An 18,973-nucleotide genomic window follows, 5' to 3' on the forward strand; every position below is an offset into this window, starting at 1 on the left:
TTCCACTTCGCCAGGCTACCGACGGGCCCGGCGCCCGGTTCAGCCGACGTCTCGCAGGCGGGGGAGCAGCTTCGCGGCTGCTTCCGAAGCCGTGACAACGTCGTCGTGGCCCGTCGGCATCAGGACGAGCTCGGTGAACCCGGCCTCGACGTAGCTCCGCGCAAGGCGCAGGGCATCGTCCGCATCGGACGGCAGCCGGAACTGCACGGCGCGGCGGATCGTCGCCGGGTCCCGGCCGGCCGCCGCGCAGTGCTGGTCCAGCACGCGCGAAAGCCGTTGCAGCTCGGCGAGTTCCGTGCCGGGCAGAGCCGCGTTGAGCCAGACGTCGGCGTGCTCGGCGACGACGCGGAGGCCGAACTTCTCGCCGCTGCTGCCCAGCCACAGCGGTGGTTTCGGCTGCCGGGGCTTCGGGTCGCTGCGCGCGGCGGTCAGCGTGTAGTGGCGGCCGCGGTAATCGGTTTCTTCGCGAGTCCACAGCAGATCGAGGATTTCGCAGGTCTCGGCGAGCCGTTCGACGCGTTCGACCGGTGCCGGCGTCGGGGTGCCCATCATCGCGTCGGTGTACGCGTCGCCGCCGGCGCCGAGGCCGACGTCGAGCCGGCCGCCGGAGAGGTGGTCGACGGTCGTGGCGATCTTCGCGAACGTGCCCGGGTGGCGGTTGGTGTTGCCCGAGACCAGACATCCGATGCGCACCCGTTTCGTCGCTTCGGCCATCGCCGCGAGGAGGGACCAGCCGTCGAAGACGTCGCCGGTGCGGTCCGGGCCCATCGGGGCGAGGTGGTCGAAGACCCAGCAGCCGTCGAAGCCGGCGTCGTCGGCGATGGTCCAGATCTCGCGGAGCCCGGCGATGCCGATGTGCTGCTGGGACGGCTTGAGCCCGACGGTGACCATGATGCCCTCCTGATTATCAGTCCAATATATCATCAGCATGACTGACGATCAGCTTAAGTGTAGAGTCCGGGCATGTCCAGCGACCTCGGGGCGCCGCCCGCCGTCACCCGCCGGCTCGGCTACCTGCTCAAGCACGCCCAGCTGCGGCTCGCCGAGCTGGCCGAGCCGCTGTACGCGCCCCTCGGGATCACCGGGCGGCAGCTCGCGCTGCTCACGCTGTTCGGGGCCGGGCCGGCGCTGTCGCAGCAGGAGGGCGCGGCGCGCCTGGGCATCGACCGGACGACGATGGTCGCGCTGGTCGACGAGCTGGAGGACAAGGAGCTGGTCCGGCGCGAGGTCGCGCCGGGCGACCGGCGGAAGCGCCTCGTCACCTTGACCGGGGAAGGCGAGCGGGTCCGCGCGGCGGGTGAAGAGGTGACGCGGCACGCTGAGGCCCTGCTGCTGGCACCCCTGGCCGAAGAGGACGCGGAACGGCTGCGCGCCGCACTGCACCGCGTTGTTCGCGGGGAGTGAACGGCGGCGGGAAGCAAACGGGCAACGATGGCGTTGTCCAGGTCATATCCGAAGAAAACCTCAGTTATAGTAGAGGTTTTGACACTGGGGGTTTCCCATGGACAACACCTGGGCGCTGCTGAGCTCGGCGATGCGCGCCAACGACGTCCCGAAGGGGCTGAGCCGCGGCACGCTCAAACGCGTCGCGCGGTTCGCCCGGCCGCACTGGCGGCGCCTGCTGGCCTTCCTCGTGCTGACCGTCATCTCGGCGGTCCTGGCCGTGTCGACGCCGGTGCTGGCGGGCAAGGTGGTCGACGCGATCGTCGGCGGCCGTGACCTGCCGCTGGTCGTCTGGCTCGCGATCGTCATCGCCCTGCTCGCGATCGCCGACGCCGGGCTGGGCCTCGTCGAGCGCTGGCAGTCCGCGCGCATCGGCGAAGGCATCATCTACGACCTGCGGCGCGCGGTGTTCGAGCACGTCCAGCGGATGCCGATCGCCTTCTTCACCCGCACCCGCACCGGTGCGCTGGTCTCGCGGCTGAACAACGACGTCATCGGCGCGCAGCGGACGTTCACCGCGACGCTGTCCGGCCTGGTCACCAACACGATCCAGCTGGCGCTTTCGCTGGCCGTCATGCTGACGCTGTCGTGGCAGGTCACGCTGCTCGCCCTGGTGCTCCTGCCGATCTTCGTGCTGCCCGCGCGCCGGCTCGGCCGCCGGATGGCCGGGCTGCAGCGGGAGGCCGCGAACCTCAACGCCGGCATGACCACGCAGATGACCGAGCGGTTCTCGGCGCCGGGCGCCACCTTGGTGAAGCTCTTCGGCCGTCCGGTGCAGGAAGCCGACGACTTCGGGCTGCGCGCCGGGCGCGTGCGCGACATCGGCGTGCGGACCGCGATGCTGACCCGCTGGTTCATGACGAGCCTGACCCTGGTTTCGGCGCTGGCGCAGGCGCTCGTCTACGGCCTCGGCGGGTACCTCGCGCTGACCGGCAAGCTCGCGCCGGGCACGGTCGTCGCGCTGGCGCTGCTGCTGACCCGGCTCTACGCGCCGCTGACCGCGCTGGCCAACGTCCGCGTCGACGTCATGACGGCGCTGGTGTCCTTCGAGCGGGTCTTCGAGGTCCTCGACCTGAAGCCGATGATCGAGGAGAAGCCGTCCGCGCGGACGCTGCCTCCCTCGGACGGCGTTTCGGTCGAGTTCTCCGACGTCCGTTTCGGTTACCCGGCGGCGGACCGGTACTCGCTGGCGTCGCTGGAGGACGTCACCACGCTCGACCACCGCGGCGGGGAAGAAGTGCTGCACGGGATCTCGTTCCGCGCCGAGCCGGGGCAGATGGTCGCGCTGGTCGGGTCGTCCGGGGCGGGGAAGTCGACGATCGCGTCGCTGCTGCCGCGCCTGTACGACGTCGACTCCGGTTCGGTGCGGCTGTCCGATGTGGACGTCCGGGACCTGAGTTTCGCCTCGCTGCGGGAGACTGTCGGCGTCGTGACGCAGGACGGGCACCTCTTCCACGAGACGATCCGCGCGAACCTGGCCTACGCGCGTCCGGGCGTCACCGACGACGAGATCTGGGCGGCGCTGGAGCGGGCGCGGCTGGGTGAGCTGGTCCGCTCCCTGCCGGACGGCCTCGACACGACGGTGGGGGAGCGCGGCTACCGCCTCTCCGGCGGCGAACGCCAGCGGCTGACGATCGCGCGCTTGCTGCTGGCCCAGCCCAAGGTCGTCGTGCTGGACGAGGCGACCGCGCACCTGGACTCCGAGTCCGAGGCGGCGGTCGGCGAAGCCCTGACCCACGCGCTGGCCGGCCGCACGGCCCTGGTGATCGCGCACCGGCTGTCGACGGTCCGCGCGGCCGACCAGATCCTGGTCCTGGAGCACGGCGAAATCGTCGAACGCGGCACGCACGAAGAACTCTTGGCCGCCAACGGCCGCTACGCAACCCTCCACGCAACCCAGTTCGCCGAAGAAGAACCCGCCGTGGCGTGATCGAAGAGTCGACACGCGTGATTGAAGGGTCGACACGCGTGATTGGAGCGTCGACACGAGTTCAGCGCCGTGTCGACCCTCCAGTCACGAGAGATGACTCCTCAATCACGCGTGTCGACCTCTGAATCACGCGTGTCGACTCTCCACGCACGTGTAGAGGGCTTGGATCAAGGCCATTTTGCGGGGGTCGTCGCGGATCAGGGGGCCCAGCTGGTTGAGGGTGTAGCCGAAGGCGATGCCGTTCTCCGGGTCGGCGCCGCCGGTGGAGCCGCCGAGACCGTCGTGGCCGAAGGCCGTGGGGTTGGGGCCGAAGCCACGGGCGTCGCTGCCGAGGTAGAAGCCGAGGCCCCACTCGTTCGGCAGGCCGAGGACGGCGTCGATCTCCTTGCCCTGGCTCTCCCGCGCCCGGGCCAGCGCCGGGGCGGACAGCAGCGTTCCGTCCACCAGCCCGCCGTAGATCGTCGCGATCGCGCGGGCCGTGCCGTGGCCGTTCAGCGCCGGCATGACGGCGCGGCGGAAGGCCGGTTCGTTCGCGTCGTGGCCGGCGAGGCGCGGGTTGGCCAACGCCGCCTGCGCGACCGGGCCGGCGTTGGCGAACGCCGTGGCCAGCGCGTTCTCCATCTCTTCGGTCATGACCGGGTCGACCAGGATCGCGCAGCGGTCCAGGTCCGCGTCCGAGGCGAGGCCGATGGAGAAGTCCGCGCCGAGCGGCCCGGCGACCTGCTCGGCGAAGAACTCGCGGATGCCCTGCCCGGCCACCCGCTGCACGACCTCGCCGACGAGCCAGCCGTACACCAGCGCGTGGTACCCGCCCGCGGAACCCGGTTCGTACAGCGGTTCCTGCGCCGCCAGCAGCGACGTCATCAGGTCCCAGTCGTACAGCTCCTCGACGGCCACCGGCCGGTCGATGCCGATCCCGGGCACGCCGGAGCGGTGCGAGAGCAGCCACCGCACCGGGATCTCGCCCTTGCCGGCCGCGGCGAACTCCGGCCAGTACTTCGCGACCGGCGCGTCCACGTCCAGCTCGCCGGCGTCGGCGAGCCGGTGCGCGCAGATCGCGGTCATGCCCTTGGTCGTCGACCAGACGTTGGCGAGGGTGTCCGGACCCCACTCGCGGGCGCGGTCCGGAGCGGACCACCCACCCCGCAGGTCCACGACGACCTCGCCGTGCCGGATGGCGGTGAACGCGGCCCCCAGCTCGCCCCGTTCGCGGAAGTTCGCTTCGAAGGCTTCGCGCACCGGCTCGAACCCGGGAGCGCACTCGCCGTGCACCGTCGCCGTGACACCGTCCATGGGATCTCCTCAGCTCGTCGTTGAGCACACCGACCAGTCGGTATGTCGACGCTAAAGGGGGCCGGGCACGCCCGTCAAGGCGTGCCCGGCCGGTGCTTTTCAACGAACTGCTACTTCAATCGCGGCACGATCGCGCCGTACTTCTCCAGCAGCGCCGCGTTCGCCTCGTCGCCGCCCTCCACATTGGAGCTGCGCCACAGCGGGACGTCGAGACCTTCGGCCGTCCCGCGGTCGTAGACCTGGGCGAGCACGAGGTTCCACAGGAACGCGTTGACCACAGTGGACAGTGGCGCCGTGCGCGGGGCGTCCGGCGGGTAGCTCGCGTCCCCCGGGATCACCAGCGAGTCCAGCACGACGGTGCCCTGCTCGACCAGCGTGCTCGACGACCGCCGCGGCGCCGCCGCCACGCACGCGCGCGACGTGATCGCGATGACCGCCGCCCCGCGCTTGCGGGCCTCGATGCACAGCTCGACCGGGTACGGGTTCGACCCGGACGTCGAGAACACCACCAGCACGTCGTCCGGGCCCGGCGCGCGCTCGGCCAGCACCTCGGCGGCCAGGCCGGTGCGCCGCTCGGTCTTCGTGCTGCTCACCGCGCCGTGCAGCGGGAGCAGGTCCGGGTGGTACAGCGGGTAGACGCAGGCCAGGCCGCCGGCCCGGTAGAACGTCTCGGCGACCGCCGCCAGCGAGTGCCCGGCCCCGGCGGTGTAGACCAGTGCGTCGGCCCGGATCACCCCCAGCACCAGATCCGCCGCTTCGCGCACTGCCTCGGCGTTGGCCTGCTCGACGTCCGCCAGTTGCTTGGCGACGCTGCCCGAGATGTCCGTGGCGCTCACCACACCCACCCTTCCGTAGGGGATCGGGCGCCGAATCTACCGCGAAGATGGTGGTGGGCGGTGGAATAGCCCGGTGGGCGGGCGGAGTTGACCCGGATGCGGGGCGACAGGAGGACACGGGTGAGCGAAGCGGAACCGGCGGTGTCGGTGTGGCCGGCGCGCGGGCGGACCGAAGCGGTCGTGCTCGTGCTGCACGGCGGCGCCGAGCGCGGCACGGGCAGCGTGCCGCCCTGGAAGCTGGCCTTCCTGCGGATGGTCCCGATCGCGCGCGCCCTGCACCGGGCCGGCCGGCAGGACGGCGTCGAGGTGCGGCTGCTGCGCAACCGCCGCTACGGCTGGAACGCTCCCGTCCTCGACCCCGTCGACGACGCCCGCTGGGCCCTCGAGCGCATCCGCGCCGACCACCCCGGCCTGCCGGTCGTGCTGGTCGGGCACTCCATGGGCGCCCGGGTGGCGCTGCGCGTGGCCGACGACCCGGCGGTGGGCGGGGTCTGCGCGCTGGCGCCGTGGACGCCGCGGGGGGAGCCGGTGGACGCCGTCGCCGGGCGTTCGGTGCTCATCGTGCACGGCATTCGCGACCGGATGACCAGCCCGGCGGAGTCGCACGCCTTCGCCGAACGCGCCGAGGGCGTCGCCGCCCGCGTCGCCCGGTTCGAGATCGCCCACGAAGGGCACGCGATGCTCCGCCGGTCGCCGGTGTGGACCCGGCTGACGATTGCTTTCACACTGGAAGTGCTCGCTGGGGGCATGGGTGACGAGCTCCGCGGCGCGTGGGCCGCACCGGGGCCCGAGCGGCTCCGAATACCCGTGTGAAACCCGCCCCGAACAGGGCATATCGCGAAGCGCGCCGCGGGGGTGCGGCGACTACGATCGATCACCGGCGCACCTGGCCGGCCGGAGGGAGAACCGTGACCACCACGAGTGTTGACCGCGCTCAGGACATCCCCGACGAGTCCCGCTGGCCGGGTCTGGCCAGCCCGCCGCGGTCCGCGCTGCGCGCGCGGATCGCCGCCACGCTGTTCCGCCGCGCGGTCCGCCCGCTGGACGTGCGGGTGACCTTCCCGGACGGCACCGTGCTCGGCGCCGGGGGCCCGGAAGCGCCGGAAATGCGTATTTTGCGCCCCGAAGCGTTCTTCCACCGCCTCGGCGTCGACGCCAAGATCGGCTTCGGCGAGTCCTACATGGCCGGCGACTGGACCGCGTCCGACCTGGCCGAGGTGCTGACGCCGTTCGCCGAGCGGATGGCCACCCTCGTCCCGCCGGTGCTGCAGAAGTTCCGGCGGATCGCCGAGCGCACGCAGCCGCCGTCCGAGGAGAACACCCTCGAAGGCGCGCGGGCCAACATCCACCGGCACTACGACCTGTCCAACGACCTGTTCGGCGCGTTCCTCGACGAGTCGATGATGTACTCCTCGGCGCTGTTCGGCCCGGCCGACGACCTCACCGCCGCCCAGCACCGCAAGATCGACAGCGTGCTGGACTACGCCGGCGTCCGCGACGGCAGCGAGGTTCTCGAAATCGGCACCGGATGGGGTGAACTCGCCATCCGTGCCGCGGCCCGCGGCGCGCACGTGACGTCGCTGACCATCTCGGAGGAGCAGCGGGCGTTGGCCACCGAGCGCATCGCCGCGGCCGGGTTCTCCGACCGCGTCGAAGTGAAGCTGTGCGACTACCGCGAGTCGAGCGGCCAGTACGACGCCGTGGTCAGCGTCGAGATGATCGAGGCCGTCGGCGCGTCGTACTGGCCGGCGTTCTACGCCACGATCGGGGAGCGGCTGCGCCCCGGCGGCCGGTTCGGCCTGCAGGCCATCACCATGGACCACGACCGGATGCTGGCGGCCTCGCGCGCCTACACCTGGATCCACAAGTACATCTTCCCGGGCGGCATCATCCCGTCGGTGCGCTCGATCGAGGAGGGCGTCAAGGCGAACGCCCGGTTCAAGCTGGCCGGGATGCGCGAGTTCGGCCAGGACTACGCGCGCACGCTACGGTTGTGGCGCGAACGGTTCCTGCACCGCTGGACCGACATCGCCGGGTTCGGGTTCGACGACGTCTTCCGCCGGATGTGGGAGTTCTACCTGGCCTATTCCGAGGCCGGGTTCCGCTCCGGGTACCTCAAGGTCCACCAGTTCGGCTACGAGGCAACCGGCGAGTAACCCCGCCGGACAACCCGACCCCGGTGCCGCACGTCCTCCTGTCGTGGACGTGCGGTGTACTGACGGCGACACGTTTGTCCGGATCGGAATTGGGTGATGGTGATGACGTACCGTGGCGAAGACGGCGGACGCCGGATGCCGCCGCCCCGGCCCGGGGGGCGCTCCCGCGACCACCAGCGCGCGCAGATGATGCCGCTGCCCGGGCGCGGCCAGAGCCCCTACGACGAGCGCACCCGCCCGATGGGCACCCGCGAGGACGAGCGGCAGTACGCGCCGCCCCCGCCGCCGCGGCAGGACCCGCCCCGGCGCCCGGCCGACGACGACTACCCGCCGTCCCGGCCGCCGCGCCGGCGTCGCTGGAGCTTCGGCAAGATCCTGCTGACGCTGGTGCTGGTGTTCGTCGTCTTCCTCGCCGGCATCTGGGTCTACCTGGAGTTCTCCATCAAGCGCGTCGACGCGCTCACCGACTACTCCGGCCGCCCGGTCGCCGCGTCCGGCACCAACTGGCTGATCGTCGGCTCCGACAGCCGCGAGGGTCTCACGGCCGAGGACGAGGAGCGCCTGGCCACCGGCGACGTCGCGGCGGCCGGCGGCGGGCAGCGCACCGACACGATCATGGTCGCGCACCTCCCGGACAACTCCACCAAGCCGACGCTGCTGTCACTGCCGCGCGACTCGCAGGTGGCGATCCCCGGCCACGGCAAGAACAAGATCAACGCGGCGTTCTCGCTCGGCGGGCCGAAGCTGCTCGCGCAGACCGTCGAAGGCGCAACCGGGCTGCACATCGACCACTACGCGGAGATCGGCTTCGGCGGGTTCGCCAAGATCGTCGACGCGATCGGCGGCGTCGACATGTGCATCGACAAGGACATGAACGACACGGTGACCGGGATCAGCATCAAGGCGGGCTGCCAGTCGCTCGACGGCCGCTCGGCGCTGGGCTTCGTCCGCATGCGCCACAGCGACGCGACGCCGCGCTCGGACCTCGACCGCGTCGCCAACCAGCGCAAGTTCATCGGCGCGCTGGTCAGCCAGATCGCCAGCCCGGGCACGCTGCTCAACCCGTTCCACTTCTTCCCGCTGCTGGGCTCCGGGCCGGACGCGCTGACCATGGACTCGGGCGACCACGTGCACAACCTGGCCGGCCTGGCGATCGCGATGCGCGGGATCTCCTCCGGCGGCGTGGTGACCACGACGGTCCCGGTGACCAGCGGGTCGGCGGAGAACTGGGACAAGACCAAGTCGAAGCAGCTGTTCGACGCGCTGAAGAACGACACGGAGATCCCCGACAGCGTCATCACCAATTAATTCGGGAGCGCCAAGGGACTCGGCCGGGGCACCATGGGGAGCCATGGAGACCCCGGCCGAGTTCTTTGCCCGTGACGAGTTTTCGCTGACCCGGTGGCAGCCCGTCGACGCCGGCGCGGTGCAGGCGGCGGTTTCGGGGTCCGGCGCGCACCTGGCCGACTGGGTGCCCTGGGCCGTCGGGGGCTACACGGACGAGGACGCGGCCGCGTTCTTGCGGCTGACGCACGAGAACTGGGAAACCGGCCGGGCGTACGAGTGGGCGATCCGCGTGGACGGTTCGCTGGCGGGTGCCGTCGGCGTGATGACCCGAGACGGCGGCGTCGAGATCGGCTACTGGCTGGCGCGGGAGTTCACCGGCCGCGGCCTGGTGACCCGCGCGGTTTCGCTGCTGGTTTCCGACGCCTTCCGCCGCGGCGCGGGGTACGTCGAGATCCGGCACGACGAGGCGAACGTCCGCAGTGGAGCGGTTCCCGCCCGGCTCGGTTTTTCCTTGGTACGCAAGGAATCCGAGGAATCCGGTGACCGGCCACCGGCGTGCGTGGGCGTCAAGCAGGTGTGGCGGAAGGAGCAGCCGTGAAGGAGACCTATACCGCCGACGGCTTCACGCTGGCCCGCTGGACGTCCGCCGACGGTCCGGAGCTGGCGGCGGCGGTCGCCGGGTCGCTGGAGCACCTCGGTGCCTGGCTGATCTGGGCCGCGGGTGGCTACTCGGCCGACGACGCCGAGGAGTTCCTCCGGCGGACCGCGAAGCATTGGGAGAGCGGGGAAGCCCACGACTTCGCCATCCGCGTCGGCGACGCGGTCGCGGGCGGCATAGGCGTGATGGCGCGCGAGGGCGGCGTCGAGATCGGCTACTGGCTCTCGCGGGACTTCACCGGCCGGGGCTTGATGACGCGCGCGGCCGCGCTGCTGACCGCGGAGGCGTTCCGGCTCGGCGCGGGGTACGTCGAGATCAAGCACGACGAGCTGAACGTCCGCAGTGGAGCGGTACCCGAACGGCTGGGCTTCGTGAAAGTGCGCGAAGAGCAGGCCGAGAAGCCGCTCGCCCCGGCGTGCGGCGGGACGGACCACGTGTGGCGGAAGGAGAAGCCTTGAATCCGGGCTACGTAGAAAGCTTCACCCTCACGCATCGGTGGCTGTGCGAGCGCCGGGACGTCCCGAACCGGGCCGAGCGGCGCGGGCACCGCGGAGAAGCGCACGAGTACGGGATCCGTCCGCGGCGCCGGCGTGACCGACCGAGAGGCTGGCGGGCGGCCCGCACGCAGTTGCGCCGGCCACGGCCCTGGCCGCCCCGCCGCTGACCGCTCAGGAGACCTTGTTGCGCTCCCGCAGCACCTTGAGCGCCTGGTCGGCGTGGACGGTGAAGTTCAGCTCGCTCTTGATCTTCTCGAGGATCTTCCGGTCCTCGCCGATCACGAACGTGGCGCGCTTGGCGTGCAGCGGCAGCAGCTTCCGCCACACGCCGAACTGTTTGGCGACTTCACCTTCCACATCGGACAGCAGCGGGTAGTCGAAGCCGTTGGCCTCGGAGAACTGCCGTTGCTTGGTGACGCCGTCCGGGCTGATGCCGATGCGGTGCGCGCCGACCTCGGCGAACTCCGCGGCCAGGTCGCGGAAGTGGCAGCTCTCCGCGGTGCAGCCGCCGGTCATCGCGGCCGGGTAGAAGAACAGCACCACCGGGCCGGTGGCCAGGAAGTCCGACAGCGTGCGGTCGGCGCCCCGGTCGTCGGGCAGCGTGAAGTCGGGGGCGAGGTCTCCGGCGTCCATGGACGTCCCTTCTCATCGGCAGCAGAACCCATCCTGCCGGGTCTTCGGAGCCGCCGCGGAACCGGCTTGGTCTCGTCCCGCACCGGAGGCCCCCAGCGCCCCAATGTGGCGTTCGGTGCGTCAGACGCACCGAACGCCACATTGGGTGCGTCAGACGCAACCAACGCCACATTGGGGCGCTCGGGGGTCAGTCGGCGGGGTGGCGGGCGATCAGCTCGTCGACCTCGTCGCCGGTCGCCGAGTCGGTCACGAACGGGCCCCTGGCCGCCACCACGCCCAGCTGCCGCAGCCGGGTCGCCTGCTCGTGCGTGCGGACGCCCTCCGCGCCCACCCGGAGCTTCAGCTCGCGGGCCCGCGTGACCAGCTGCGTCAGGTGCCGCAGCGCCGGCTCCGGCGGCGAGTCCGTGTCCAGCGCGTCGACCACCGGGCCCGACAGGATCACGTGGTGGACCGGCAGCCGGCGCTGGGGGATCAGCTCCAGGTCCGCCGAGCCCGAGATCGTCAGCACCAGCTGCGTGCCGAGATCGGACAGCACCGCGAACGAGTCCAGCACCTCGCCGCGCGGGTCGAGGACCGAGTCGCGGTCCGTGCACAGCCGCAGCGCGTTCGGCGGCAGCTCGTGCTTGTCCAGCTGCTCCTTGACCAGCAAAACGAGGTCCGGGTCGCTCGCCAGCCGGGCCGGCAGCTGGACGCACACGTCCGGCGCCGCCGAACCGAAGCGCGTCCGCCAGCGGGCCGTCGCCGCCAGGGACTCCGCCAGCAGCCAGCGGCCCAGCGGCACCGTCATGCCCGTGGTCTGGGCCAGCGGGTAGAACTCGTCGGAGCCGAGCTCGCCCTTCTCCGGGTGGTTCCAGCGCAGCCCGGCGTTGACCGCGGCGAGGCGGTCGGGGTCGGAGAGCTGCACCGTCGGCTGGTAGACGAGCGAGAACTCGCCGTTCTCCAGCGCCCCGGCGATCACCGCGCCCAGCTGGTAGCGGCCGCGGTCGCGGGCGTCGAGCTCGGGGTCGAACAGCATCCACTGCGCCTTGCCGGCCTCCTTGGCCCGGTGCAACGCGATCTCCGCCGCCCGCAACAGCTCCGCGGCGCCGCCCTCGACGGCCGCGCGCACCACGATGCCCGCGCTCGCGCTCACGCCGATGCCGTGCCCGCCCAGGTAGATCGGCTCGTTGAGGTCTTCCAGCGCCCGTTCGACGAGGTCGACCACCTCGGTGGCGGACAGCTCGCCCCGCAGCAGCACCGCGAAGCCGTCGCCGGACAGCCGCGCGACGAACCCGTCGTGGTGACCGGTGAACACCGCCGACAGCTTGCCCGCGACCCCGCGCAGCACCTGGTCGCCGACGCCGGCGCCAAGGCCGTCGTTGACCACCTTGAAGCCGTCGACGTCGAGGTAGATCAGCGCGATGTCGTCGCGCGCGCCGGCGCCGAGCGCCGCTTCGAGCTTGGTGGTGAACGACGACGCGTTGGGCAGCCCGGTCAGCGGGTCGTGCACGTTCTGGTGCAGCAGCCGTTCCTGCAGCAGGTGCAGCTCGTTCGCGTCGGACACCATCAGCACCGGGTAGACCGAGCCCGGCCGGTCGCCGGGCAGCCGGGCGAGGGTGACGTCGGTCCAGAGCTGGCCGTCCTCGCTGTGGTCGAGCAGCATCCGCTCCCGGTAGCGCTCACGCCCCGCGCGCACCTGCTCGAGCCCCGCCTTGAGCCGCGAGACGTCGTGGTCGGTCGAGCCGAGGTGCGTGATGTGCCGGCCGCGCAACCGGTTCGGCGAGCAGCCGAGCAGCTGGCCGAGAGCGAGGTTGGCCTCCACGATCTCGCCGTCCGGGTCGGCCAGCGCGATCCCCATCGGTGACGCGGCGTAGAGCGCCGTGAACCGGTGCAGGGCGCCGCCGTGGCCCGAGCCGGCGTGGTCGACCGCGTCGTGCGCGATCTCCAGCAGCAGCGGCTCCAGCTCCTCCGGGGGAAGTGTTACTCCTTTGGTGTCGGCCAACGTCGCCGCCCACCGGCGCGCCACGTCCAGCAGTCCTGGCGCGGCACCGGACTCAGGCACACTCCACCTCTTCACGCACAGGTCAGGCCAGTTCAGACACGGTGTCGGGGATCATGAAGCCACCCTAGGTACCCCTCGCCCGTGACCGATGCCACGCCATCATGCGCGTAACGGGGTGTCTACCGGCTGAACGAGTGAACGAATCTCCACAAGCGGTAACTTTTTGTTACACGCCGTATGCCGTGGTGGACAGTGCCCGGGTCAGCGAGGGGCCAGGCGCACCGGGAGACCGTCGGCGGGCACCGGCAAGGACACGTAATCCCACTTCGCGGTGTAACTCTCCGGAACCGACCAGCGGTGGGCCCGCAGCATTTCGTGCATCAGCAACTTCACCTCGAGACCGCCGAAGTGCAGCCCGATGCACTTGTGCGCGCCGCCGCCGAACGGCATCCACGCCATCCGGTGGGACTTGTCCTCGCGGCGCGGCTCGGCGAACCGCTCGGGGTCGAACTCGAAGGGGCTCGTCCAGCACTCCGGCGTGAAGTGGTTCACCGTGGGCGAGACGCCGCACAGGGTGCCCGCGGGGATGTAGTGGCCGAGCACCTCGGTGTCCTTGACGGTCTGGCGGGTCAGCGACGGCACCGGCGCGACGAGCCGCAGCGCTTCCTTCATGACGAGGTCGAGGGTTTCGAGCTTCTCGATGGCGTCGATGTCGAGGACGTCGTCGCCGAGGGCGAGGGACTCCTCGCGGGCGCGTTCCTGCCACTCCGGGTGCTTGGCGAGGTAGTACGCCATCGCGCTGCTGGTGATGGTCGTCGTGTCGTGCGCGGCCATCATCAGGAAGATCATGTGGTTGACGATGTCGGTGTCGGTGAACCGGTCGCCGTCCTCGGTGGTGGCGTGGCAGAGCGCGGTGAACAGGTCGTCGCCGTCCGATTTCCGCTTGGCGGGCAGGGTTTCGCTGAAGTACCGCTCGAGGACCTTGCGCCCGTGCAGCCCGGCCGACCAGCGCCCGCCGGGCACCGGGAAGCGCACCAGTGCGGTGCCGGCGCGCACCGAGCTGACGAACGCGCGGTTGATCCGGTGCGCGTCGCCGCCGCTGCGCATGCCCATGAACACGCGCGTCGCGACATCGAGGGTCAGCTGCTTGAGCGCCCAGTACAGCCGCGGCCGCTCGGCCGACCCCCAGCTCGCGACGCCTTCGCGCAGCGCCGGGCCCATCTCGTTGACGTAGCCGGTGAGCCGCTGCCGGGTGAACGCCTCCTGCATGATCCGGCGGTGCAGGTGGTGCTCGCCGAAGTCCATCAGCATCAGGCCGCGCTCGAAGAACTTCTCGATGAAGAACTTCCAGCCCTCCTGCGAGAACGCCTTGTCCTTGTTGACGAGCGCGATCTGCGTCGCCTCCGGCCCGGACAGCGCGACGATCCGCCGGCCGAAGCCGCCGGTCCACGACACCGGGCCGTAGAGCTCGTAGCGGCGGAGGCCGAACGCGGGGCCGAAGCGCATCATCTCGAGCATGTGCCCGACGACCGGCGGGCCTTCGTCGCCGAGGACGGGCTTGAGGCCGCTGCCCGCGGGCGGGGTCGCGAGTTCCTTGACGGGCCAGCGCGACTGCAGCCAGCGCTGGTCGACCCCGCGGGGGAGGGGGAGCGCGGTCAGCGGCGGGACGCGCTCGCGCAGTGCTTCGGCGGCTCGGCTCACGGTGCCCGGCAAAGTGACCATCTCCCCGCTGAGAACGGCTACCCCTCCACGATGCACCCTTGTTGACGATGTGACAACACCTGGGCCGCCCTCTTTTCGGGTGGCTTCTCAGCGCGCCGCCGCGCGGCGGAACTCGCTCGGGTTCGCGCCGCGGACCCGCTTGAACGCGGCGCTGAACCCGAAGGCGTCGGAATACCCGACGGCACGGGCGACTTCCGCGATGGTCTTGTCTTCGCTCTCGGTCAGCAGGTCGGCCGCGAGCGCCATGCGGCGGCGGGTGAGGTAGGCCAGCGGCGGCTCGCCGACCAGGTCGGCGAACCGCTTGGCCAGCGTCGACCGCGACACCCCGGTACGGCCGGCCAGTGCCCCCACCGTCCACGGCGCGGCCGGCTCGGCGTGCAGGAGGCGCAGCGCGTGGCCGACCACCGGGTCGCGCTGGGCGGTCCACCAGGCCGGGGGCTCGCCGCCGGGCCGGTCGAACCACTCGCGCAGCGTGCAGACCAGCATCCAGTCCAGCAGCCGGTCGAGCACCACCTGCTGGCCGGGCGCGTCGACGGCGACCTCGGCGGCGAGGTGGTCCAGCACGGCGTCACCCGTGCCCCCGCCACCGACGCGCAGCACCGCGGGCAGCGCGTCCAGCAGCCGGGCGCCGACCTCGCCGCGCGCTACTGGAACCTCGACGACCCGGCCCGCGCCGCCGACCTCGAGGGAATCCTCGCCACGGACCCGGTCCGTCTGGTCCTGCACCCGGAAACCGTGCACCGCTACGCCTACTGACCCGCCCCAAAGCCGTGAATGGCACATTGAGGGACGTAGAGTCCCTCAATGTGCCATTCACGGCTTTGGGGAGCGCGTTCTGTCGGACCCCGCGGCTAGAGTGGGAAACGGGGGGCGGCGGCCGTCAGCGCAGCTCGGCGCGGACCTCCCGGGCCGCCGCCACCAGGTTGCGCAGCGCCGGTTCCACCTCCGCGTAGCCCCGCGTCTTCAAGCCGCAGTCCGGGTTCACCCACACCCGCGAAGCCGGCACCGCACCCACCGCCGTCCGCAGCAACGAAGCCACTTCGGCCGCCGAAGGCACCCGCGGCGAGTGGATGTCGTACACCCCGGGCCCGACGCCGCGGCCGAAGCCGCCCGCGTTCAGGTCCGTGAGCACCTCCATCTTCGAGCGCGCCGCCTCGATGCTGGTGACGTCCGCGTCGAGGGCGTCGATCGCCGGCAGCACCTCGCCGAACTCCGAATAGCACATGTGCGTGTGGATCTGCGTCGCGTCGGCGATCCCGGACGTCGCCAGCCGGAACGCCGACACCGCCCAGGCGAAGTACTCCTCGTGCCGTGCCCGCCGCAGCGGCAGCAGTTCCCGCAGCGCCGGCTCGTCGACCTGGACGACGCGGATGCCCGCCGCCTCCAGGTCGTGCACCTCGTCGCGGATCGCCAGCGCCACCTGCCGCGCCGTCTCGGCCAGGGGCTGGTCGTCGCGGACGAACGACCACGCGAGGATCGTCACCGGGCCGGTCAGCATGCCCTTGACCGGCTTCGCCGTCAGGCTCTGCGCGTACTTCGCCCACGACACGGTCATCGGCGCCGGCCGCGAGACGTCGCCGTGGAGGATCGGCGGGCGGACGCAGCGGGAGCCGTAGGACTGCACCCAGCCGTGCGCCGTCGCCGCGAAGCCAGCCAGCTGCTCGGCGAAGTACTGCACCATGTCGTTGCGCTCCGGCTCGCCGTGCACCAGCACGTCGAGCCCGAGGTCTTCCTGCAGCCGCACGACGCGCTCGATCTCGGCGCGCATCGCGTCGGCGTAGCCGGCGTCGTCGAGCGTGCCCGCGCGATGTGCCGCCCGCGCCCGGCGGACCTCCGCGGTCTGCGGGAACGAGCCGATCGTCGTGGTCGGCAGCGGCGGCAGGCCGAGCGCGGCCCGCTGGGCGGCGGCGCGCTGCGCGTAGGGCGCCCGGACCGTGTGCTCCGGGAGCAGCGCCGCCAGCCGGGCGCGCACGTGAGCGTCGGCCGGTTCGGCCTCGTCCGCGACCGCGGCACCGGCAGGCGCGCCGCGCAGGGCCCGGCCGAGCAGTACGACCTCGTCGACCTTCTGCCGCGCGAAGGCGAGACGCTTCTTCAGCCGCAGGGGCAGGTCCTCTCGCGAAACGTCGTAGGGGACGTGCAGCAGTGAGCACGACGTCGAGACGCTGACCGACTTCGCGACGCCGAGCAGGGTCGCGGCGCGGCTCAGCGCGCGTTGCGGGTCGGTCCGCCAGACGTTGCGCCCGTCGACGACCCCGGCCAGGACCTCCTTGTCCCGCAAAGCCGGTTCGGCCGCCACGGCGTCCACAAAGGACTCGTCGGTGACCAGGTCGACGGCCAGCGCGTCGATCGGGGCACGGGCCAGCACACCGAGCCCGCGGCCCAGCCCGCCGAAGTACCCGGCGACCAGCAGTTTCGGCCGGGACAGCGCCTTCCCGAGCCGGTGGTAGGCGCGGATCAGTGCGTTCAGCTCGGCCTCGGTGCGGTCGGCGGCGAACGCGGGCTCGTCCAGCTGCACCCACTCGACGCCCTCGTCGTGCAGCTTCGCCAGCAGGTCGGCGTAGCGGGGGAGCAGCGCGTCGAGCAGGTCCAGCGGGGCGAACCCGCCGGTGGCCTTGCTCAGCAGCAGGAACGTGACCGGGCCGACCAGCACCGGCCGCGTCTCGATCCCGAGGGCGCGGGCCTCCCGGTACTCGTCGAGGGGCTTGGTCCCGGCGAGCGTGAACTCGGCGTCCGGGCCCAGCTCGGGGACGAGGTAGTGGTAGTTCGTGTCGAACCACTTCGTCATTTCCAGCGCCGGCGCGTCCTGGACGCCCCGCGCGGCGGCGAAGTACGTGTCGAGCGGCGAAAGACCCGGCCGGGCGGGCAGCACGCCGAACAGCTCGGCGGTGTCGAGCACGTGGTCGTACAGCGAAAACGTGTTGGACGGGATCGAGTCCAGCCCGGCGTCCCGCAGCTCGCACCAGGTCCGTCGACGCAGGTCGCGGCCGGTGGCGAGCAACGCGGACGCGTCGATCCGGCCCGCCCAGTAGCGCTCGAGAGCGCGTTTGAGCTCCCGGTCCGGGCCGATCCGGGGGTAGCCGAGCACAGTGGTGCCGATGGTCACAGCTCTCTCCTCGCGAGCTAGTCCGAAGAGCCCGGACGCGCGCGAAGGCGAGCGTTTCGGTCGTGCCCATCCCGCGAGGCCCGGACTCGCGCACGCCGTCGGCGCGCGCACCACGGGCAGGTCTTCGGACTCGTGGGCGCCGTGCCTTCGCCTACCGGCCGTCGCTTCCCAAGCTGGTCGCTCAGTGCTTCTTGACGGCTTTCGTTCCCACTCACCGCTGCGGGGCAGTCCCGGAATCGCACCGGGTTCCCTGTTGCCTCCCCCACGACGCAGCTCGGCCACGCCCTGGGGGAACCAGTGGCGTGGCCGAGCCTAGCGGGAAGGATCAGTCCCAGTCGAGAGCGCCGCCCGACTGGTACTCGATGACGCGGGTCTCGAAGAAGTTCTTCTCCTTCTTCAGGTCCATCGCCTCGGACATCCACGGGAACGGGTTCTCGGTCTCGCCGAAGATCGGCTGGAGGCCGATCTGCTGCGCGCGCCGGTCGGTGATGAAGTGCATGTACTGCTCGCACAGCTGCGCCGACAGGCCGAGCATGCCGCGCGGCATGGTGTCGCGCGCGTACTTGACCTCGAGCTCGCACGCCTCCTTCAGCATCCCGCGGACCTCTTCCTGGAACTCGGAAGTCCACAGGTGCGGGTTCTCGATCTTGATCTGGTTGATGCAGTCGATGCCGAAGTTCAGGTGGATCGACTCGTCGCGCAGGATGTACTGGTACTGCTCGGCGATGCCGACCATCTTGTTGCGGCGGCCCAGCGACAGGATCTGCGCGAAGCCGGTGTAGAACCACATGCCCTCGAAGATCACGTAGAACGCGACGAGGTCACGCAGGAACGCCGTGTCGGCCTCCGGCGTCCCGGTCTTGAAGTCCGGGTCCTCCAGGTGCTGCGTGTACTTCAGCGCCCACGCGTCCTTGTCCGAAATGGACGGGACCTCGCGGTACATGTTGAACAGCTCGCCCTCGACCAGGCCGAGGCTCTCGCAGATGTACTGGAAGGTGTGCGTGTGCACGGCCTCCTCGAACGCCTGGCGCAGCAGGTACTGGCGGCACTCGGGGTTGGTGATCTGCCGGTACACCGCGAGCACGATGTTGTTGGCCACCAGGGACTCCGCGGTCGCGAAGAAGCCCAGGTTGCGCTTGAGCATCTGCCGCTCGTCCTCGGTGAGGCCGTCCTTCGACTTCCACAGCGCGATGTCGGCCTGCATGGCGACCTCGGTCGGCATCCAGTGGTTGTTGCAGCCGGCCAGGTACTTCTCCCAGGCCCACGTGTACTTCATCGGCAGCAGCTGGTTGACGTCGGCGCGCGCGTTGATCATGCGCTTGTCGTCGACGTTGATCCGGGCGGCGCCGACCTCGATCTCCCCGAGGCCGGTCGCGTCCGTCGTCTCCACGTTGGTCATGTCACTCACTTCATGCAGGTGGGTCGTGAGTGGTA

Annotated in this window: 15 protein-coding genes, 2 pseudogenes and 1 riboswitch; of the genes and pseudogenes, 8 read left to right on the top strand and 9 right to left on the bottom strand. The window is 71.2% G+C overall.

Translation table 11 applies throughout. The features are described from left to right. Positions 1 to 39 precede the first annotated feature (39 nt). On the bottom strand, positions 40 to 891 hold the full coding sequence (locus QRX60_RS28190) for an LLM class flavin-dependent oxidoreductase (protein ID WP_285994444.1): 852 nt from the start codon (positions 889 to 891) through the stop codon (positions 40 to 42). Positions 892 to 963: 72 nt separating this feature from the next. Here QRX60_RS28190 and QRX60_RS28195 point away from each other — a divergent pair, with 72 nt between their 5' ends. Together QRX60_RS28195 and QRX60_RS28200 are read left to right on the top strand one after the other, a co-directional pair. Next, positions 964 to 1,404 (top strand): MarR family winged helix-turn-helix transcriptional regulator, encoded by a 441-nt coding sequence (locus tag QRX60_RS28195; RefSeq protein WP_285994445.1) that lies wholly within the window; start codon positions 964 to 966, stop codon positions 1,402 to 1,404. Positions 1,405 to 1,501: 97 nt separating this feature from the next. Then, positions 1,502 to 3,373 (top strand): ABC transporter ATP-binding protein, encoded by a 1,872-nt coding sequence (locus QRX60_RS28200; RefSeq protein ID WP_285994446.1) that lies wholly within the window; start codon positions 1,502 to 1,504, stop codon positions 3,371 to 3,373. Between the two features lie 126 nt (positions 3,374 to 3,499). Here QRX60_RS28200 and QRX60_RS28205 read toward each other — a convergent pair whose 3' ends face one another. After that, the gene (locus QRX60_RS28205; protein ID WP_285994447.1) at positions 3,500 to 4,666 is read right to left on the bottom strand and encodes a serine hydrolase domain-containing protein; all 1,167 of its coding nucleotides are present in this window, start codon (positions 4,664 to 4,666) and stop codon (positions 3,500 to 3,502) included. Positions 4,667 to 4,776: 110 nt separating this feature from the next. Beyond that, positions 4,777 to 5,505 (bottom strand): SIS domain-containing protein, encoded by a 729-nt coding sequence (locus QRX60_RS28210; protein ID WP_285994448.1) that lies wholly within the window; start codon positions 5,503 to 5,505, stop codon positions 4,777 to 4,779. Between the two features lie 117 nt (positions 5,506 to 5,622). Between QRX60_RS28210 and QRX60_RS28215 the strand changes: the two genes are divergently transcribed. The 5 genes from QRX60_RS28215 to QRX60_RS28235 all read left to right on the top strand — a co-directional run bounded on the left by QRX60_RS28215 (position 5,623) and on the right by QRX60_RS28235 (position 10,061). Further along, positions 5,623 to 6,315 (top strand): alpha/beta hydrolase, encoded by a 693-nt coding sequence (locus QRX60_RS28215; RefSeq protein WP_285994449.1) that lies wholly within the window; start codon positions 5,623 to 5,625, stop codon positions 6,313 to 6,315. 95 nt (positions 6,316 to 6,410) lie between these two features. Beyond that, positions 6,411 to 7,658, top strand: coding sequence for an SAM-dependent methyltransferase (locus QRX60_RS28220; protein ID WP_285994450.1), 1,248 nt, complete (start codon positions 6,411 to 6,413; stop codon positions 7,656 to 7,658). Between the two features lie 96 nt (positions 7,659 to 7,754). Further along, complete coding sequence (locus tag QRX60_RS28225) at positions 7,755 to 8,966, top strand: LCP family protein (protein WP_285994451.1); 1,212 nt, start codon at positions 7,755 to 7,757, stop codon at positions 8,964 to 8,966. Between the two features lie 43 nt (positions 8,967 to 9,009). Continuing rightward, positions 9,010 to 9,543 carry a GNAT family N-acetyltransferase gene (locus QRX60_RS28230; RefSeq protein WP_285994452.1) on the top strand — a complete coding sequence of 178 codons (534 nt, stop codon included), beginning with the start codon at positions 9,010 to 9,012 and terminating at the stop codon, positions 9,541 to 9,543. Further along, the gene (locus tag QRX60_RS28235) at positions 9,540 to 10,061 is read left to right on the top strand and encodes a GNAT family N-acetyltransferase (RefSeq protein WP_285994453.1); all 522 of its coding nucleotides are present in this window, start codon (positions 9,540 to 9,542) and stop codon (positions 10,059 to 10,061) included. The genes QRX60_RS28230 and QRX60_RS28235 overlap by 4 nt, the downstream gene beginning before the upstream one ends. Before the next feature lie 210 nt (positions 10,062 to 10,271). On the opposite strand, the gene QRX60_RS28240 is transcribed toward QRX60_RS28235, so the two are convergent. The 4 genes and pseudogenes from QRX60_RS28240 to QRX60_RS28255 form a co-directional block, all read right to left on the bottom strand. Next, a complete protein-coding gene (locus QRX60_RS28240; RefSeq protein ID WP_285994454.1) occupies positions 10,272 to 10,733 on the bottom strand; it encodes a peroxiredoxin in 462 nt (153 codons plus the stop codon). A 187-nt stretch (positions 10,734 to 10,920) separates the two neighbouring features. Beyond that, a complete protein-coding gene (locus QRX60_RS28245; RefSeq protein WP_286003718.1) occupies positions 10,921 to 12,738 on the bottom strand; it encodes a putative bifunctional diguanylate cyclase/phosphodiesterase in 1,818 nt (605 codons plus the stop codon). Between the two features lie 237 nt (positions 12,739 to 12,975). Then, the gene (locus tag QRX60_RS28250; RefSeq protein ID WP_285994455.1) at positions 12,976 to 14,436 is read right to left on the bottom strand and encodes a cytochrome P450; all 1,461 of its coding nucleotides are present in this window, start codon (positions 14,434 to 14,436) and stop codon (positions 12,976 to 12,978) included. An 87-nt stretch (positions 14,437 to 14,523) separates the two neighbouring features. After that, positions 14,524 to 15,075, bottom strand: a pseudogene (locus tag QRX60_RS28255) (AraC family transcriptional regulator); the annotation flags it as partial. On the opposite strand from QRX60_RS28255, the pseudogene QRX60_RS51800 reads away from it, so the two are divergent. Next, positions 15,064 to 15,192: pseudogene (locus QRX60_RS51800) on the top strand (pyridoxamine 5'-phosphate oxidase family protein); the annotation flags it as partial. The pseudogenes QRX60_RS28255 and QRX60_RS51800 overlap by 12 nt on opposite strands. Positions 15,193 to 15,316: 124 nt before the next feature. On the opposite strand, the gene metE reads toward QRX60_RS51800, so the two are convergent. Both metE and QRX60_RS28270 read right to left on the bottom strand, forming a co-directional pair. Then, positions 15,317 to 17,539 (bottom strand): 5-methyltetrahydropteroyltriglutamate--homocysteine S-methyltransferase, encoded by a 2,223-nt coding sequence (gene metE / locus QRX60_RS28265; protein ID WP_285994456.1) that lies wholly within the window; start codon positions 17,537 to 17,539, stop codon positions 15,317 to 15,319. Between the two features lie 98 nt (positions 17,540 to 17,637). Continuing rightward, positions 17,638 to 17,853, bottom strand: a riboswitch (cobalamin riboswitch). An 11-nt stretch (positions 17,854 to 17,864) separates the two neighbouring features. After that, positions 17,865 to 18,938, bottom strand: a complete 1,074-nt coding sequence (locus QRX60_RS28270) for a ribonucleotide-diphosphate reductase subunit beta (RefSeq protein WP_285994457.1) — start codon at positions 18,936 to 18,938, stop codon at positions 17,865 to 17,867. Positions 18,939 to 18,973 lie beyond the last annotated feature (35 nt).

This window comes from Amycolatopsis mongoliensis (assembly GCF_030285665.1).
In the GTDB taxonomy this organism is placed as follows: Bacteria; Actinomycetota; Actinomycetes; order Mycobacteriales; family Pseudonocardiaceae; genus Amycolatopsis; species Amycolatopsis mongoliensis.

Coding starts and splice junctions, on each gene's coding strand:
- QRX60_RS28250 (WP_285994455.1), bottom strand. CDS start 14,436: ATGGTCACTTTGCCGGGCACCGTGAGCCGAGCCGCCGAAGCACTGCGC.
- QRX60_RS28230 (WP_285994452.1), top strand. CDS start 9,010: ATGGAGACCCCGGCCGAGTTCTTTGCCCGTGACGAGTTTTCGCTGACC.
- QRX60_RS28240 (WP_285994454.1), bottom strand. CDS start 10,733: ATGGACGCCGGAGACCTCGCCCCCGACTTCACGCTGCCCGACGACCGG.
- QRX60_RS28195 (WP_285994445.1), top strand. CDS start 964: ATGTCCAGCGACCTCGGGGCGCCGCCCGCCGTCACCCGCCGGCTCGGC.
- QRX60_RS28225 (WP_285994451.1), top strand. CDS start 7,755: ATGGTGATGACGTACCGTGGCGAAGACGGCGGACGCCGGATGCCGCCG.
- QRX60_RS28270 (WP_285994457.1), bottom strand. CDS start 18,938: ATGACCAACGTGGAGACGACGGACGCGACCGGCCTCGGGGAGATCGAG.
- QRX60_RS28190 (WP_285994444.1), bottom strand. CDS start 891: ATGGTCACCGTCGGGCTCAAGCCGTCCCAGCAGCACATCGGCATCGCC.
- QRX60_RS28205 (WP_285994447.1), bottom strand. CDS start 4,666: ATGGACGGTGTCACGGCGACGGTGCACGGCGAGTGCGCTCCCGGGTTC.
- QRX60_RS28200 (WP_285994446.1), top strand. CDS start 1,502: ATGGACAACACCTGGGCGCTGCTGAGCTCGGCGATGCGCGCCAACGAC.